Source organism: Paraburkholderia sp. D1E (genome assembly GCF_052682275.1).
Window position 1 is genome coordinate 6,787,054 of sequence record NZ_JBQYMB010000001.1, and the last position, 15,013, is coordinate 6,802,066.

Consider the following 15,013-nt stretch of genomic DNA (forward strand, 5'->3'; position numbering starts at 1 on the left):
CGCATGAAGGCTTTATTCGCAATACCAGGCAACTGAACCAGGCAACTGATTTAACCCAAGGCAACCGATGGACAAAGGCATTCTCAAGAACGTAGCGATCAACTTCTTCGGGCTGGTGCTGCCGACTTTCGTCTCGCTCGTGACCGTGCCGTCGTATATCAAGCTGCTCGGCGTCGAGCGCTACGGCGTGATCAGTCTCGTGTGGACCTTGATCGGCTACTTCGGGATTCTCGATCTCGGCATGAGCATGGCCGCGCAGAATCACATTTCGAAGGCGCGTGCTTCGGGCGACAAGAGTGAAAGCGCACGCGTGTTCTGGAGCGCGACGTGGCTCAATCTTGCGACCGGCATCGTCGGCGGGCTGATCATCTATTTCGGCGCGTTTCTGTACACCGCGTATTTCACCAAGGTGTCGCCGGAGTTGCAGCATGAAGTCTATATGGCGCTGCCGTGGCTCGCGGTGGCGATCCCGATTGCGAACGTGTCGTGGGTGTTCGCCGGGGCAATTAACGGCGCGGAACGCTTTGGTGTCTACAACACCAATCAGACCATCGGCACCTTCCTGTTCCAGTTGCTGCCGCTCGGTGCCGCATGGTGGATGGGCGCAACCCTGCAGAACGTGCTGGCCGCAGCGGTGTTAGCACGAATTCTCGCAGCGATTCTGCTGGGCCGTTCCGCGCTAAAGGTGCTGGAGATCCGCAGCATTCTTCCGCCGCAACTCGGCGTGGCGAAGGGACTCTTCAACTTCGGCGGCTGGATGCTGATTGCGAGCGTCACCAACATGATCGCCGAATCGCTCGACCGCGTGATGCTCGGCACGAGTCTCGGCGCGCGCTTCGTCACGTATTACACGGTGCCGCAGAACCTCGTGACGCGTTTGAATATCGTGCCGACCGCGCTGGTGCGCACGCTGTTTCCGCGCCTGTCTGCCGTAGGCCGCGCGGATGCGGACACCATCACGCAGCAATCGCTCGAATTTCTCAATGGTGTGTTCACGCCGGTCGCGCTGGTCGCCATGCTCGTGCTTGAGCCGTTTCTGCATCTGTGGGTCGGCAATGAGATCGCCACCGTGGCGGCGCCGGTGGGCCGGATCATGATCGTCGCGGTTTGGCTCGTCGGCCAGGCGAACGTCACACGGATTCTGATCCAGTCGCAGGTCAACCCGGCCACGGCCGCGCGCGTCGGTTTGTTCGAATTGCCCTTGTTTGCGGGGGCTTTGTGGTTAGGCATTACGCATTTCGGCTTGACCGGCGCGGCGATGGTCGTGGCCGGCCGGGCACTGTTCGATTACGCCGTGCTGCTGCGCCTGTCGGCAATTCGGGCACGCCAGATCGCGCTCGACATGCTGGCCCACCTCGCTTTTCTGCTGGCCAGCCTATGGCTTGCCAGTTTCCTGCCAAGTCTCGCTTTGGCGATCGTCGCCGGTCTGTTGATGGTAGGCGCGAATGTCGCCTGGTCGATCACGATGACGCCCGCCTTGCGCGATCTTGCGCGTTCACTGCTGTTGCGACTGAATCCGAGGAAAAGCGCATGAACCACGAAGTCCTTGAAGAAGCCGTGCTGCAACCCGCAACGCGCAGTGCACTGGCAGAACTCACTACTGTTCCCGGCGCTCAGGCGCCGTCGCGCCGCACGACGATGCGTAGCGACAAGACGGTGCGCGTCGCGATTGTGCACGACTGGCTCGTCACCTATGCGGGCGCCGAGAAGGTGCTCGAGCAGATCGTTGCGTGCTTTCCGGACGCGGACCTGTTCAGCCTCGTCGATTTTCTCGACGATCGCAGCTTTCTGCGCGGCAAACCGGTCACGACCTCGTTCATCCAGAAGCTGCCGCTCGCGCGCACCAAATACCGCACGTATCTGCCCCTGATGCCGCTCGCGATCGAGCAGCTCGACGTGTCGGCCTACGACGTGGTGATCTCGAGCAGCCACGCGGTTGCAAAAGGGATTCTCACCGGCCCCGATCAGGTGCATATCAGCTACGTGCATTCGCCGATCCGCTATGCGTGGGATCTGCAGCACCAGTATTTGCAGCAGTCGAAGCTGACCAACGGTCCGAAATCGGCAATGGCGCGGCTGATTCTTCACTACATCCGCAACTGGGATATTCGCACGTCGAATTCGGTGGACGGCTTTGTTGCGAACTCCGACTTCATCGCGCGGCGCATCAGGAAGGTCTATCAGCGCGAAGCGCAGGTGATCTTTCCGCCGGTCGACGTCGAAGCGTTTTCGCTGTGCACCGACAAGGAGGATTTCTATCTGACCGCGTCGCGAATGGTGCCGTACAAGAAGATCGATCTGATCGTCGAGGCGTTTGCACGAATGCCGGAGCGCAAGCTGGTGGTAATCGGCGACGGTCCCGACATGCAGAAGATCCGCGCAAAGGCGGGGCCGAATGTCGAGATCATGGGCTACCAGCCGTTCAAGGTGCTCAAGGAAAAGATGAGCCGCGCGAAAGCATTTGTGTTCGCCGCGGAAGAAGACTTCGGCATTTCAGTGGTCGAAGCGCAGGCGTGCGGCACGCCGGTGATCGCCTACGGCAAGGGCGGGGCGCTCGAAACCGTACGCGATGTGTCGGAGGCGCGGCCCACGGGCATGTTCTTCGACGATCAGAACGCCGAGTCGATCATCGCGGCGGTCGAGCGTTTCGACGACCAGGTGAAGCATTTTTCGCCAGTGGATTGCCGCGCGAACGCCGAGCAGTTCTCCGCCGCCAATTTCCGCGAACGTTTCTTTGCCCATGTGCGGGCTTCAGTACCGGCATTGCGTACGGCGACGCTGCCGCCGTACGTTCCCTACAAAGCGGACGTGGGCGCCAACGCGCCCCGCATTCTCGCGGTCGATCAGAGCGGCGTGCTCGGCGGCGCCGAGTTGTCGCTGCTGGAGATCGTCAAAGCCCTGCGCTCGCGCATCGAAGTCGTGCTGTTCGACGACGGTCCATTCCGCACGGCTTTGGCCAAGGCCGGCGTGACCGTCAACGTGCTGGACGCGGGCGCATTGCGCAATGTCCGCAAGCAGGGCGGTTCCTTGCCAAAGGGGCAGGCGCTCAAGGGTCTGATGTCGCTCGTGCGCGCCACCGCGAAACGTGCGCGCGACGCCGAGGTGATCTACGCCAACACGCAGCGCGCGATGGTGATCGGCGCGATTGCGGGCAAGCTCGCCAGGCGGCCGGTGGTTTGGCATTTGCGCGATATCGTGAGTCCCGAGCATTTCGGCGGCAAGCAACTGGCGATCATCAAGTGGTGCGCGCGCCTCGGCCTCACGCATGTGATCGCCAATTCGGCGGCTTCCGCTCGCGCCTTCGCGGACCTGACGCGCTTCGACAAAAAACGTATCGACGTGGTGTTCAATGGCATTTCCGCGGCACCGTTCGATGCGTTGCGCACAGTCCCGCAAGCGACACTGCGCCAGCGCCTGAACTTGCCGCAGGACGCATTTCTGGTCGGCTCGTTCAGCCGCCTCGCGCGCTGGAAGGGGCAACACGTGCTGCTCGAAGCGATGGTCCTCAATCCCCACATGCATGCGGTGCTGGTGGGTGCGCCGCTGTTCGGCGAAGACGCGTACGAGATCGAACTGCATGCCTTCGTCGCCGCACACAACCTCGGCGGACGGGTGCATTTCCTCGGCTTCCAGCACGATATTGCTGCTTGCATGTGCGCGGTCGATGCCGTCGTTCATACGTCAATCACGCCGGAGCCGTTCGGCCGCGTGATCGTCGAGGGGATGCTGGCACAGCGGCCGGTGGTGGCGGCACGGGCGGGCGGCGTGCTGGAGATCATCGACGATTACGAAAATGGCGTGCTATGCACCCCCGGCGACGCGCATGGTCTCGCCGACACGCTCGCCGAATTGCGTTCGAACGACGATCTGCGCAACAAGCTGGTCAGGAACGGCTATCAGACGGCGTTGAGCCGGTTCGGCACTGCGACGTATGTCGAGGGTGTCGAGCGGATTCTGAAACGCGTAGCGGGGCGCTAAGGCGCTTGCGCGGGCGATTCAGCGGTGTGATTGACCGGTTGAATTAACGCGTGGGGTAGGCAGGGACTCGGCCGGTTCCTGCCGTTAGCGCAGCGGAGCGAAAGTCCCAGGGACTTCCGCTCCGTTTTTTTTGCGCCGCGCGCCGCCTATGCAACCGGGTTGTACAGCGTGGTCCCGGCGGCACGTCACGGCCCGCTTACATGGTTGAAGGAGAACCCTGTTTCTGGACTGAACATTGTGTTTCCCCAACCTTTCTACCGCATCGCTCTCAGGCTGGCTTTACTACACGCTTCGGTTTGAAACTCGCGGACCACTTCATCGCCGGCAGTTCGACCAGCCGGTAGAACACATACGCCACCGGCACGGCCACCAGCATGTAGCCGAACGACGGCCAGATCGACATTTGCAGCGACGAACGGAACAGGATCGACGACAGCAGCACGAAGATCGGCAGATGGATCAGATAGAGCGAGAAGCTGAAATCGCCGAATCGTGACAGGAGGCGCACGCCTGGCGTGTCGGCATGACTGCGCTCCAGCGCCTTGTACAGATAGAACGCGAAGCCGATCGCCCAGAACTGGAATGCCCCGTACTGGCCGAAATGGAACGCGGCGCAACCGAGCGCGATGAACGCAGCGGCAAGCGCGTAGAGCCAGACCGGCGAGCGCGCATCCGGCGCGGCATGGGCCTTCGCGTCGGCGATCCACGCGCCGAGCATCCACGAAAACCAATAGGACGTGAAGAACTGAATATCGTGGCGCTCGAGCACATAGGCCGACACCACATTGATCACCGCGACGATCGCCAGCACGGAAGTCATGCCCAGACGCCGGCGCAATACAAATAGCAGCGGATAGATCGCATAGAACTGCACTTCGAGCGAGAGCGTCCAGAGCGCGCCGTTCGACCCATACGTCTTGCCGGCCACGCCTTGCAGGGAAACCAGGTTAACGAGGAACGCCTGCAGGCCGATCTCACGGATCTTGTGATTGACCGGCGGTAACTGCAAGCTGACCCAGTCGAGTGCCAGCGTCAGCACGAGCGCCGCCAGCAATACCGGATAAATGCGCGCGAAGCGGCGCACCCAGAAATTGCCGGCGTCGAGCCGGTAGTCGGGATTTTTTGCCAGTCGCAGGGCGCCGCCGCGATGGATGCAATAGCCGCTGATCACGAAGAAAATCGGCACGCCGGCCGAACCCCATGCAATTGGGAACGTCAGATAAGCGGCAATCGTGCTCAGACTGAATGAATGTCCGACACTTTGGTGAAAGGTTTGCATGCCGACCCATTCGACCTGGCGGCAGTGAAAATACGCGACCAGAAGCGCGGCGAAGCCGCGCATTGCGTCGATTACATGTTCCTTGCCGGCGCTGTCGGCGCGCGCTTCGCTCTGCGCGGCAGCCGGTCGTGACGGGGAGAGGGGCAGGGATGAGCCGGCGGCATCCAGTGCTGAGTCGCTCATGCGCGGTCCTTATTCTGACGGAGGAAAAAGCTTATTCCCGGGCGCCATACGCGCCCGCGATGCATGACATGCTAGTGCACCGTGGCGGCAAAAAATCGATAAAAAATTGCATGCCAATTTGAATTAAATGGCGATTTTGTGACGAATTGTAATTACGTATAAGTACTTGCTACATCGAATTATTTGCCGGTTTTGTCGTGCTAATTTAAGGCATGGATTCTCTTGACCTGAGGTGAAGTCATGAACCTGCATTTACTCGCCGGCATTGCCGTGCTACTGATCCTTGTCGCCGCCTCCGCTTACCGGGAGGCGCTGCGCAACGAGCCGATCCGCCGTTTTCGCATCAACCCGGCCAAGCTGCCCCAGCTCGACGAGAACGAATGAGCGGCGCCGGACAGTACTCAAGGACGGTCGCGATTCGCGGCTGGACGCGCCCGGGTAGCCCGCTGTCCGCTTCGCCGGATGCGTAAAATTTTCGGAATTTCCGAAAATAATTCAATTTAGATACGTAATTGTTTCCTGATGCCTGCCACGATCCGGAATATCGAAATGGAATCGATTTATTTATTCGAATCGAGAAAATTTCGCGCATGAAATGGATTAATTTTTTGTTAGTCTTTTCGGCGACATCGAGTGGCCGCGAGGCCCGCGAACACACCAATTTCTAACCGATGTGGGAATGCCTACCATGCTGAAAGTCACCAAAGCCGTGTTTCCCGTAGCGGGCCTCGGGACACGATTCCTGCCGGCTACCAAAGCAAGCCCCAAGGAAATGCTGCCTATCGTCGACAAGCCGCTGATCCAGTACGCGGTTGAAGAGGCCATTGCCGCCGGCATCACCGAGATGATCTTCGTGACGGGCCGCAGCAAGCGCGCTATCGAAGATCATTTCGACAAATCCTACGAGATCGAAGCGGAACTCGAAGCGCGCAACAAGCAGAAGCTGCTCGACCTCGTGCGCAGCATCAAGCCGGCCAACGTCGATTGCTTCTACGTCCGTCAGGCCGAAGCGCTCGGTCTGGGCCACGCAGTGCTCTGCGCCGAGAAACTGGTCGGCGAAAGCCCGTTCGCCGTGATTCTGGCCGACGACCTGCTGCATAGCTCGAAGCCGGTAATGAGCCAGCTCGTCGACACGTTCAATCACTATCACAGCTCGGTAATCGGCGTCGAAACTATCGCACGCGAAGACAGCCGTTCGTACGGTGTGGTGGATGGCAAGGAGTGGGAAGACAATGTGATCAAGCTGTCCGGCATCATCGAAAAGCCGGCACCGGACAAGGCGCCGTCGAACCTGGGCGTGGTGGGCCGCTATGTGTTGATGCCGACTATCTTCAAGCATATCCGCGCGCTCAAGCCGGGCGCAGGCGGTGAACTGCAATTGACCGATGCGGTGCAATCGCTGCTGACCGAGGAGCAGGTGCTCGCCTATCGCTACTTCGGCACACGCTTCGATTGCGGCAGCAAGCTCGGTTATCTGAAGGCGACGGTGGAATTCGCGCTGCGCCATCCGGAAGTGAAGGCGGAGTTCGAAGCGTATTTGCAATCGTATATGCAGGCGAATATGCAAGCCAGCGTGCCGGCGCAGTACACGGCTGAAGCGGCTTGATTGCTGGAGACTGAGGAGACGAGGGCTTCTTCGGAAGTCCGAAGATTTCAGGCGGTTCGAATTCAGAACACGAGCGCGAACACAAACACGAGCGCGGGGTGCTAATCCACGGCGCGAACACGTCATCGGAACGCGCTGTTTGAACGCACGGCCTGATTTCACCGCCGCAAATGTTTCACGCAGAAGCAACGCGCAGCACTACCGCGCAAATTAAAACGGGCGCCGCATCATGCGGCGCCCGTCTTTCTTTCCGGCGTGGTCCGCGGCTATGGTCCGAGCCCAAAAAATCGAGCCTTACACCCAGGCCGCGGCCCAAACAGCCTTTACTGCGCCTTCTTCACTTCCAGCCGGAACTTGTGCAGCAACGGTTCCGTATAGCCGCTCGGCTGCTGGCGTCCTTCGAATACCAGCGCCTGCGCGGCCTTGAAGGCCAGCGTGTCGAAGCCAGGCGCCATCGGCTGGTAGTGCGGATCGCCCGCGTTCTGCTCGTCGACCACCTTCGCCATGCGCCTGAAAGTTTCTTCGACCAGCTCACGGGTCACCACGCCATGATGCAGCCAGTTGGCGATGTGCTGGCTGGAGATACGCAGCGTTGCACGGTCTTCCATTAGGCCGACGTTGTGAATGTCCGGCACCTTCGAGCAACCGACACCCTGATCGATCCAGCGCACCACGTAGCCGAGAATGCCTTGCGCGTTGTTCTCGACTTCGCTGCGGATCTCGTCCGCGCTCCACTTCGCCTCTGCAACCACAGGAATCGTCAGCAGGCCGTCGAGCAGTTCGTCGCGCACTTTCGCGTAGTCTGTGCGTTCGAGTTCCTGCTGAACCGCTTGCACGTCGACCTGGTGATAGTGCAACGCGTGCAGCGTCGCGGCGGTCGGCGAGGGCACCCACGCGGTGTTCGCGCCAGCCTTCGGATGCGCGATCTTCTGTTCGAGCATGGCGTGCATCAGGTCCGGCATTGCCCACATACCCTTGCCGATCTGCGAGCGGCCACGCAGGCCCGCGCTCAAACCGGCCAGCACGTTGCTGCGCTCGTACGCGGTGATCCATGCGCTCGACTTCATGTCGCCCTTGCGCATCATCGGACCGGCTTCCATCGCCGTGTGCATTTCGTCGCCGGTGCGGTCGAGGAAACCCGTGTTGATGAACGCGACACGTTCCGATGCTTCGCCGATACAGGCGAGCAGATTGACGGAGGTGCGGCGCTCCTCGTCCATGATGCCCATCTTGATCGTGTTGCGCGGCAGCTTCAGCAGGTCTTCGACGCGCGAAAACAACTCGCTCGCGAATGCGACTTCGGCCGGACCGTGCATTTTCGGCTTCACGATATAGATCGAGCCGGTGCGCGAATTCAGCTTGTGCTTGCGGTCGTGCAATGCGCACAGCGTGGTGATGACGCCGTCTAGAATGCCTTCCGGAATCTCCAGGCCGTCTTTCGTCAGCACCGCCGGGTTCGTCATCAAATGACCGACGTTGCGGATGAACAGCAGCGAGCGGCCATGCAGCTTGACTTGCGATTTTCCATCCGCACCGGTGTACTCGCGATCGGCGTTCAGACGGCGCGTGAAGGTCTTGCCGCCCTTCGTGACTTCTTCCGTCAGGTTGCCGTCCATCAGGCCGAGCCAGTTGCGATACAACTGGACCTTGTCGTCAGCATCAACGGCGGCAACGGAGTCTTCGCAATCGATGATCGTGCTCACCGCTGCTTCGACCAGCACGTCCTTCACGTGCGCCGAATCGGTCTTGCCGATCGAATCGTTCGCGTCGATCTGGATTTCGAAGTGCAGGCCGTTGTGCTTCAACAGCACGGCCGACGGTGCGCTCGCGTCGCCCTGATAGCCGATGAACTGCGCCGGCGTCTTCAGTTCGGTCTTGCCGCTCTTCAGCGTAACCACGAGCTTGCCGCCCTCGACGCTATAAAGCGTGGCATCGACGTGCGAGCCGTTCGCGAGCGGCGCGGCCTGATCGAGAAACTTGCGGGCATAAGCGATCACCGCGGCGCCGCGCACGGGGTTGAAGGCCTTCTGCTTTTCAGCGCCGTTGGTCTCGGGGATCGCATCGGTGCCGTACAGCGCGTCGTACAGGCTGCCCCAGCGTGCGTTGGCAGCGTTGAGCGCATAGCGCTGATTCGACAGCGGCACCACGAGCTGCGGGCCGGCCTGTTCGGCGATTTCGGTGTCCACGTGGTCGGTCGTGGCTTTGACGCTTGCCGGCGACGGCACGATGTAGCCGATGCCTTCGAGGAAGGCGCGGTACGCGTGCAGATCGCGCACCGGACCCGGATTGGCGCGATGCCAGGTGTCGAGTTCGGTTTGCAGGCGGTCGCGCTCGGCCAGCAGCGCACGGTTTTTGGGCGCCAGCTCGTGTACGAGGGCGTCGAAACCCGACCAGAATGCGGCGCTGTCGAGTCCGGTGCCGGGCAGGGCTTCGGTTTCGACGAACTGGTCGAGGTTGGCGGCGACTTGCAGTCCACCGCGCGGGTTCATCTGAGTCATCGACTGCTCCATCTGAATGGGACCGATGTGGGGGCATCGGTCCCTGTTGTGCTTCTTGCTTTTATTGATGCCGCTTTGAACGCATCCGAACGGATGTCGAACTTAAGCTGCGATCGCTTGAATACCCGCCTTGGCGATTTGCGCGTCCTGATCCGACTTGACGCCCGACACGCCGACCGCGCCGACCACCTGGCCGTCGACGATCACCGGCACGCCGCCTTCCAGCGTGCCTTGCAACGGCGCGCTCAGGAATGCCGTGCGGCCGTTGTTGATCATGTCTTCGTACACCTTGGTCTCGCGGCGGCCAATCGCCGAAGTGCGGGCCTTTTCCGTCGCGATGTACGAGCTGGCCGGCGCGCTGCCGTCCAGACGCAGCATGCCGAGTGGGTGGCCACCGTCGTCGACCACCACGATAGCGACGGCCCACTGGTTCTTCTCGGCTTCCGCGCGGGCGGCTTCGAGGATTCGGGTCGTTTCGGCAACGGTCAAAACGGGTTTGCTCAGCATAATGAATTTCCTGTTTCGTTTATGGTAGGGATGCTTCTACAAGTTCTATCCAGTGGCGCACCGGAGTGCGCCCGGCGCCGTCCAGATGCGTCTGGCAACCGATGTTGGCCGTGACGATCATCTCCGGCTTGCCGCTTTCCAGCGCATCGAGCCTGTTGCTCCGTAATCTTTCCGCAAGCTCCGGCTGGGTGATCGAATACGTGCCCGCCGATCCGCAACACAGATGGGCGTCGGGCACGGCGGTGAGATCGAAGCCGAGCCGTTGCAGGATCGACTCGACCGCGCCGCCCAGCTTCTGCGCATGCTGCAACGTGCAGGGGCAGTGAAACGCGATTTTCCGCCGCGCCTCATCTGGCAACGGCGTTGACGCCTGCGTTAGCCCCTGCGTTAGCAACTTCGCCGGCGATTGACTCGCCTGCAACTGATCGAGCGGCTCGTTAGCCAATACCTCCACGAGGTCTCGCGCCAGTTCGCTGACCCGCTGCGCTTTTGACGCATAGCGAGGGTCGTCGCGCAACAGATGCCCGTACTCCTTGACGAACGCGCCGCAGCCGCTCGCGGTTTGCACGATCGCCTCGGCGCCGGCCTCGATGGCGGGCCACCACGCGTCGATATTGCGCCGTGCCCGCGCAAGGCCTGCCGCTTGCGCATTCAGATGATAATCGGTCGCCCCGCAGCAGCCGGCCCGGCTGGCATCCACGATGCTGATGCCCAGCCGGTCCAGCACACGCGCGGCGGCCGCGTTGGTGTTCGGCGACAGCGCGGGTTGCACGCAGCCTTCCAGCATCAGCATTTTGCGCGGATGCCGCGACGCCGGCCTCAGTTTTGTCCCAGCGTTTGCCTGAGCGCTTCGCTTGGGGATTTTACGTCCAAGCGCGGCCGGAAGAAACGGCCGCATGGCCTGGCCAGTTTTAAGCAGCGCGTTGAACACCGCCGGATTCGGGATCACGCGGCGCAAACCCTCGCGCAGCAGGCGTTCCGAAGCAGGGCGAATAATGCGCCGCTCCAGTTCGGCACGGCCGATATCGAGCAGCGCGTGATAGGTGACACCTGACGGGCAGGTGGTTTCACAGTTGCGGCAGCTCAGGCAGCGGTCGAGGTGCAACTGGGTTTTCTGCGTGACCGGCTCGCCTTCGAGCATCTGTTTGATCAGATAAATGCGCCCGCGCGGCCCGTCGAGTTCGTTGCCGAGCAGTTGATAGGTCGGGCAAGTCGCGTTGCAGAAGCCACAATGCACGCACGAGCGCAGGATCTGTTCGGCTTCGTCGGCACGCGACAGGGTTTTGGCGGCGTCGCTGAGATTGGTTTGCATGGTGTCGTTTGCCTTCAGGGCTTCACAGGCCGGCGTTCACAAACCGGCATAAAGACGGCCGGGGTTGAAGAGGCCGCGCGGATCGAGTTGCTGCTTCAACTGCTGGTGAAAGCGCAACAGCGCATCCGGCAGTGGCGTGAACGGCTCGGCGTCCGCGCGGGGCGTGAAGCAGGTCGCGTGGCCGCCGGCAGCATGCGCGATCTGGCGGATCGTCGCGGCTGGCGCGTCGCTTTTCAGCCAGCGTTGCGCGCCGGCCCAGTCGAGCAGCGTGTCGCCGGGCAAACTGGTCAGCGGCGAAGCGTTCGGCAGCGAGAGGCGCCACAACGGCCGCGGGTCGTCAAAAAACGCCAGACGGTGTTCGCGCAGCGCGTCCCAGAACCGCACATCGAGTTCGGCGCCGCCGATGCGGTCCACGGCCGAAGCCACCGACCCCATGCCGCCTTCGAGCCGTACATGCAGGCGTCCGTCGACATGACAGGCACCGCTGACCGGTAGCGCCGCCTTGCGCCACGCGGACAGTTCGCGCAGCGCTTCGCCTGCGCCGAGATCGAGCGTGAGACTGCCGGTCGCGCGCGGCTTCGGCAACACCTTGAGGGAGACTTCGGTGATCAGGCCAAGACAGCCGAAGCTGCCAGTCAGCAGGCGCGAGACGTCGTAGCCCGCGACGTTCTTCATCACTTCACCGCCGAAGCGCAGTTGCTTCGCCTGACCGGTAATGACGCGGCATCCCAGCACGAAGTCGCGTACCGCACCGGACCACGGCCGGCGCGGACCGGCGAGACCGGCGGCAACCATCCCGCCGACGGTGGCCGCGCCGTCGAAAGTGGGTGGCTCGCATGGCAGCATCTGACCGGCCGCATCCAGCGCGGCGTTCAGTTCAGCGACCGGCGTGCCCGCGCGCGCCGTGATCACGAGTTCAGTCGGGTCGTAACTGACGATGCCGCGATGCGAGCGCGTGTCGATTGGCGTGCCCGACACCAGGCGCCCGAGAAAAGCCTTGCTGTTGCCGCCGCGAATTTTCAGCGGCGTACCGCTTGCGCACGCTTGCGAGACTTCGGCGACGAGCCGTTCGCTATCGTCCATCGATACCGGTTCGATCAGCATCAGAATCGCTCCAGTTCAGGAAAGGGCAGTGCGCCGTGGTGGACGTGCATTGAGCCGAATTCGGCGCAGCGGTGCAGGGTCGGCACGTTCTTGCCAGGGTTCAGGAGGCCGCTCGGGTCGAAAGCGGCTTTCAGCGCATGGAAGAAGCTCAGTTCGTCGCTATTGAACTGCGCGCACATCTGGTTGATCTTTTCGCGGCCCACGCCGTGTTCGCCGGTGATGCTGCCACCCACCGCCACGCAGAGTTCGAGGATCTTCGCGCCGAGGGCTTCGGCGCGTTCGGTCTCGCCAGGCGCGTTCGCGTCGAACAGGATCAGCGGATGCATGTTGCCGTCGCCTGCATGAAACACGTTGGCCACGCGCAGCCCATATTCGTTCGAGAGGTCTTCGATGCCTTTGAGCACACGCGGCAATTCGCGGCGCGGGATCGTGCCGTCCATGCAGTAGTAATCCGGGGAGATGCGGCCCACCGCGGGGAATGCGTTTTTGCGACCGGCCCAGAAACGCTGGCGTTCGGCTTCGTCTTTCGCAAGCCGGATATCGGTTGCGCCCGCCGCGCGCAGGAGCGCTTCGACCCGTTCCACGTCTTCCTGTACGTCACTTTCCGCGCCGTCGACTTCGCATAGCAGGATTGCTTCGGCGTCGACCGGGTAGCCTGCGTGGATGAAGTCTTCCGCGGCGCGAATCGCGAGGTTGTCCATCATTTCGAGCCCGCCCGGGATCACGCCCGCGCCGATGATTTGCGCGACCGCCGCGCCGGCTTGCTCGACGTCGTCGAAACTGGCGAGCAGGACCTTCGCACTTTGCGGCTTGGTGAGCAGCTTCACGGTGACTTCGGTGACGATGCCGAGCATGCCTTCCGAGCCGGTGAAGAGTGCGAGGAAATCGAAACCGGGTGCATCCAGTGCATCCGAGCCGAGCGTGATGCGCTCGCCGTCGACAGTGAGGATCTCGAGCTTCAGGATATTGTTGACGGTCAGTCCGTACTTCAGGCAGTGCACGCCACCGGCGTTTTCCGCGACATTGCCACCGATCGAGCAGGCAATCTGCGACGAGGGGTCCGGCGCGTAATACATGCCGTGGGGCGCGGCGGCCTGCGAGATCGCGAGATTGCGCACGCCGGGTTGCACGCGGGCGATGCCGGCCTCGGGATCGACGCCGAGAATCCGGTTAAAGCGCGCCATCACCAGCAGAATGCCTTTGTCCAATGGCAGTGCGCCGCCCGACAAACCAGTACCGGCACCGCGCGCGACCACTGGAATCTTTTGGGCATGGGCGAATTTCAGCAGCGCTTCGACCTGTTCGACCTTGTCGGGCAGCGCGACCAGCATCGGCGTCGCGCGATAAGCGGCGAGGCCGTCGCATTCGAACGGACGTAGATCTTCCTGTTCATGCAGGAGTTGCAGATCGGGGATCAGCGCTTGCAGTTGCGCAACGACCGCGGATTTGTCGTGTGTCGCAAGCGCGCCGTCGATGCGCTCGTCGTACTGATAGCTCATGGGGGAGTCTCCTGGTGCCGCGCGAACCTGGTGGTCGCACCCGTGGGCACGGGCGTGCGAGCGTGTCTCAGGCGGGATTGTTGCGGCTATGGCGGTTGGTGTCGACAGATGAAGCAAGTGGTCGTACCAGTTTTTGAATTGATGGATTCAGACTGGATACGCCAGATGAGTTGATATATATGGGTTACAAAGGATGTGGCTCATTCCTGCGTGTTAGCATTCCAAGGTGGTCATACCAGTTGGAATTGCAATGCAGACAGCGGATCAGGAAGGCTCGCGGCAGGTGGCGGACGTCGTTGCCGAGCGTATCGAACGATTGATCGTCGACGGCGTGCTGAAAACGGGGCAGGCGCTGCCGTCCGAGCGGCGCCTCACCGACAAGCTCGGCGTGTCGCGCACAGCGCTGCGCGAAGGGCTCAAGCTCTTGCGGGCGCGTGGCATCATCGAGACCTCGCACGGCAAGGGTTCGTTTGTCGCAAGCCTCACCGCGCAACCCACGCTCACGCCGATGATGCATTTGCTCGGCTCGCAGCCGCGCACGCTCTACGATCTGTTCGAAGTGCGCGCCTTGCTCGAAGCGGAGTCCGCACGGCTTGCGGCGCTGCGCGGCACGCCCGCCGATTTCGTGCTGATCACGCGACGCTACGAAGAAATGCTCGCGGCGCACGGCAAGGAGACGAGTGCGTCTACCCACGCGCGGCTCGATCATGCGTTTCACCTCGCAATTTGCGAGGCCTCGCATAACCCGGTGCTGGTGCATACCTTGAGCACGCTGACCGATCTGCTGCTGAGTTCGGTGTTCGCCTCGGTGAACAATCTTTATCACCGCGAGCCGCAAAAGCGGGTAATCGATCGTCAGCATGCACGGCTCTACAACGCCGTCACCGGCAAGCTGCCCGGACAGGCGCGTAAGGCCGCGGCCGATCATATCGACAGCGTGTGTGCGAACCTACGGGAAATCGAACAGGAAGAGCAGCGGCTCGTGCGCGCAACGCTGCGGCTGGAAGGTTGGGAATAGCAGCACAGCGTGGCACAGCGGTTTGCGCT

Annotated in this window: 11 protein-coding genes; 5 read left to right on the forward strand and 6 right to left on the reverse strand. The window is 61.9% G+C overall.

The annotated features are described in order from the left end of the window. The first annotated feature begins 67 nt into the window (after positions 1 to 67). Positions 68 to 1,534 carry a flippase gene (locus ACUN0E_RS30595; protein ID WP_408223148.1) on the forward strand — a complete coding sequence of 489 codons (1,467 nt, stop codon included), beginning with the start codon at positions 68 to 70 and terminating at the stop codon, positions 1,532 to 1,534. After that, the gene (locus ACUN0E_RS30600) at positions 1,531 to 3,978 is read left to right on the forward strand and encodes a glycosyltransferase family 4 protein (protein WP_445568926.1); all 2,448 of its coding nucleotides are present in this window, start codon (positions 1,531 to 1,533) and stop codon (positions 3,976 to 3,978) included. Before ACUN0E_RS30595 ends, ACUN0E_RS30600 begins: the two co-directional genes overlap by 4 nt. A gap of 268 nt (positions 3,979 to 4,246) precedes the next feature. Here ACUN0E_RS30600 and ACUN0E_RS30605 read toward each other — a convergent pair whose 3' ends face one another. After that, a complete protein-coding gene (locus ACUN0E_RS30605) occupies positions 4,247 to 5,440 on the reverse strand; it encodes an acyltransferase family protein (protein WP_445568927.1) in 1,194 nt (397 codons plus the stop codon). A gap of 240 nt (positions 5,441 to 5,680) precedes the next feature. Here ACUN0E_RS30605 and ACUN0E_RS30610 point away from each other — a divergent pair, with 240 nt between their 5' ends. Next, positions 5,681 to 5,824, forward strand: a complete 144-nt coding sequence (locus tag ACUN0E_RS30610) for a hypothetical protein (protein ID WP_325043959.1) — start codon at positions 5,681 to 5,683, stop codon at positions 5,822 to 5,824. A 304-nt stretch (positions 5,825 to 6,128) separates the two neighbouring features. Then, complete coding sequence (galU, locus tag ACUN0E_RS30615; protein WP_408223154.1) at positions 6,129 to 7,046, forward strand: UTP--glucose-1-phosphate uridylyltransferase GalU; 918 nt, start codon at positions 6,129 to 6,131, stop codon at positions 7,044 to 7,046. Positions 7,047 to 7,369: 323 nt separating this feature from the next. Here galU and ACUN0E_RS30620 read toward each other — a convergent pair whose 3' ends face one another. The 5 genes from ACUN0E_RS30620 to glcD all read right to left on the reverse strand — a co-directional run bounded on the left by ACUN0E_RS30620 (position 7,370) and on the right by glcD (position 13,966). Beyond that, positions 7,370 to 9,544, reverse strand: coding sequence for a malate synthase G (locus ACUN0E_RS30620; protein WP_445568928.1), 2,175 nt, complete (start codon positions 9,542 to 9,544; stop codon positions 7,370 to 7,372). 102 nt (positions 9,545 to 9,646) lie between these two features. Further along, positions 9,647 to 10,051 carry a heme-binding protein gene (locus ACUN0E_RS30625; RefSeq protein WP_120291848.1) on the reverse strand — a complete coding sequence of 135 codons (405 nt, stop codon included), beginning with the start codon at positions 10,049 to 10,051 and terminating at the stop codon, positions 9,647 to 9,649. A gap of 19 nt (positions 10,052 to 10,070) precedes the next feature. Next, entirely contained in the window at positions 10,071 to 11,363 is a 1,293-nt protein-coding gene (gene glcF, locus ACUN0E_RS30630) for a glycolate oxidase subunit GlcF (RefSeq protein ID WP_445568929.1), read from the reverse strand. Positions 11,364 to 11,399: 36 nt separating this feature from the next. Then, entirely contained in the window at positions 11,400 to 12,467 is a 1,068-nt protein-coding gene (gene glcE / locus ACUN0E_RS30635) for a glycolate oxidase subunit GlcE (protein ID WP_445568930.1), read from the reverse strand. Further along, entirely contained in the window at positions 12,467 to 13,966 is a 1,500-nt protein-coding gene (gene glcD, locus ACUN0E_RS30640) for a glycolate oxidase subunit GlcD (protein ID WP_445568931.1), read from the reverse strand. Before glcD ends, glcE begins: the two co-directional genes overlap by 1 nt. A gap of 250 nt (positions 13,967 to 14,216) precedes the next feature. Here glcD and glcC point away from each other — a divergent pair, with 250 nt between their 5' ends. Continuing rightward, positions 14,217 to 14,984 (forward strand): transcriptional regulator GlcC, encoded by a 768-nt coding sequence (gene glcC, locus ACUN0E_RS30645; protein WP_445568932.1) that lies wholly within the window; start codon positions 14,217 to 14,219, stop codon positions 14,982 to 14,984. Positions 14,985 to 15,013 lie beyond the last annotated feature (29 nt).

Bases quoted from the DNA above. Each gene is read 5' to 3' on its own strand.
- ACUN0E_RS30600 (WP_445568926.1), top strand. From the start codon at position 1,531: ATGAACCACGAAGTCCTTGAAGAAGCCGTGCTGCAACCCGCAACGCGC.
- glcC (WP_445568932.1), top strand. From the start codon at position 14,217: ATGCAGACAGCGGATCAGGAAGGCTCGCGGCAGGTGGCGGACGTCGTT.
- ACUN0E_RS30595 (WP_408223148.1), top strand. From the start codon at position 68: ATGGACAAAGGCATTCTCAAGAACGTAGCGATCAACTTCTTCGGGCTG.
- glcD (WP_445568931.1), bottom strand. From the start codon at position 13,966: ATGAGCTATCAGTACGACGAGCGCATCGACGGCGCGCTTGCGACACAC.
- glcE (WP_445568930.1), bottom strand. From the start codon at position 12,467: ATGCTGATCGAACCGGTATCGATGGACGATAGCGAACGGCTCGTCGCC.
- ACUN0E_RS30610 (WP_325043959.1), top strand. From the start codon at position 5,681: ATGAACCTGCATTTACTCGCCGGCATTGCCGTGCTACTGATCCTTGTC.
- ACUN0E_RS30605 (WP_445568927.1), bottom strand. From the start codon at position 5,440: ATGAGCGACTCAGCACTGGATGCCGCCGGCTCATCCCTGCCCCTCTCC.
- ACUN0E_RS30620 (WP_445568928.1), bottom strand. From the start codon at position 9,544: ATGACTCAGATGAACCCGCGCGGTGGACTGCAAGTCGCCGCCAACCTC.
- glcF (WP_445568929.1), bottom strand. From the start codon at position 11,363: ATGCAAACCAATCTCAGCGACGCCGCCAAAACCCTGTCGCGTGCCGAC.
- galU (WP_408223154.1), top strand. From the start codon at position 6,129: ATGCTGAAAGTCACCAAAGCCGTGTTTCCCGTAGCGGGCCTCGGGACA.
- ACUN0E_RS30625 (WP_120291848.1), bottom strand. From the start codon at position 10,051: ATGCTGAGCAAACCCGTTTTGACCGTTGCCGAAACGACCCGAATCCTC.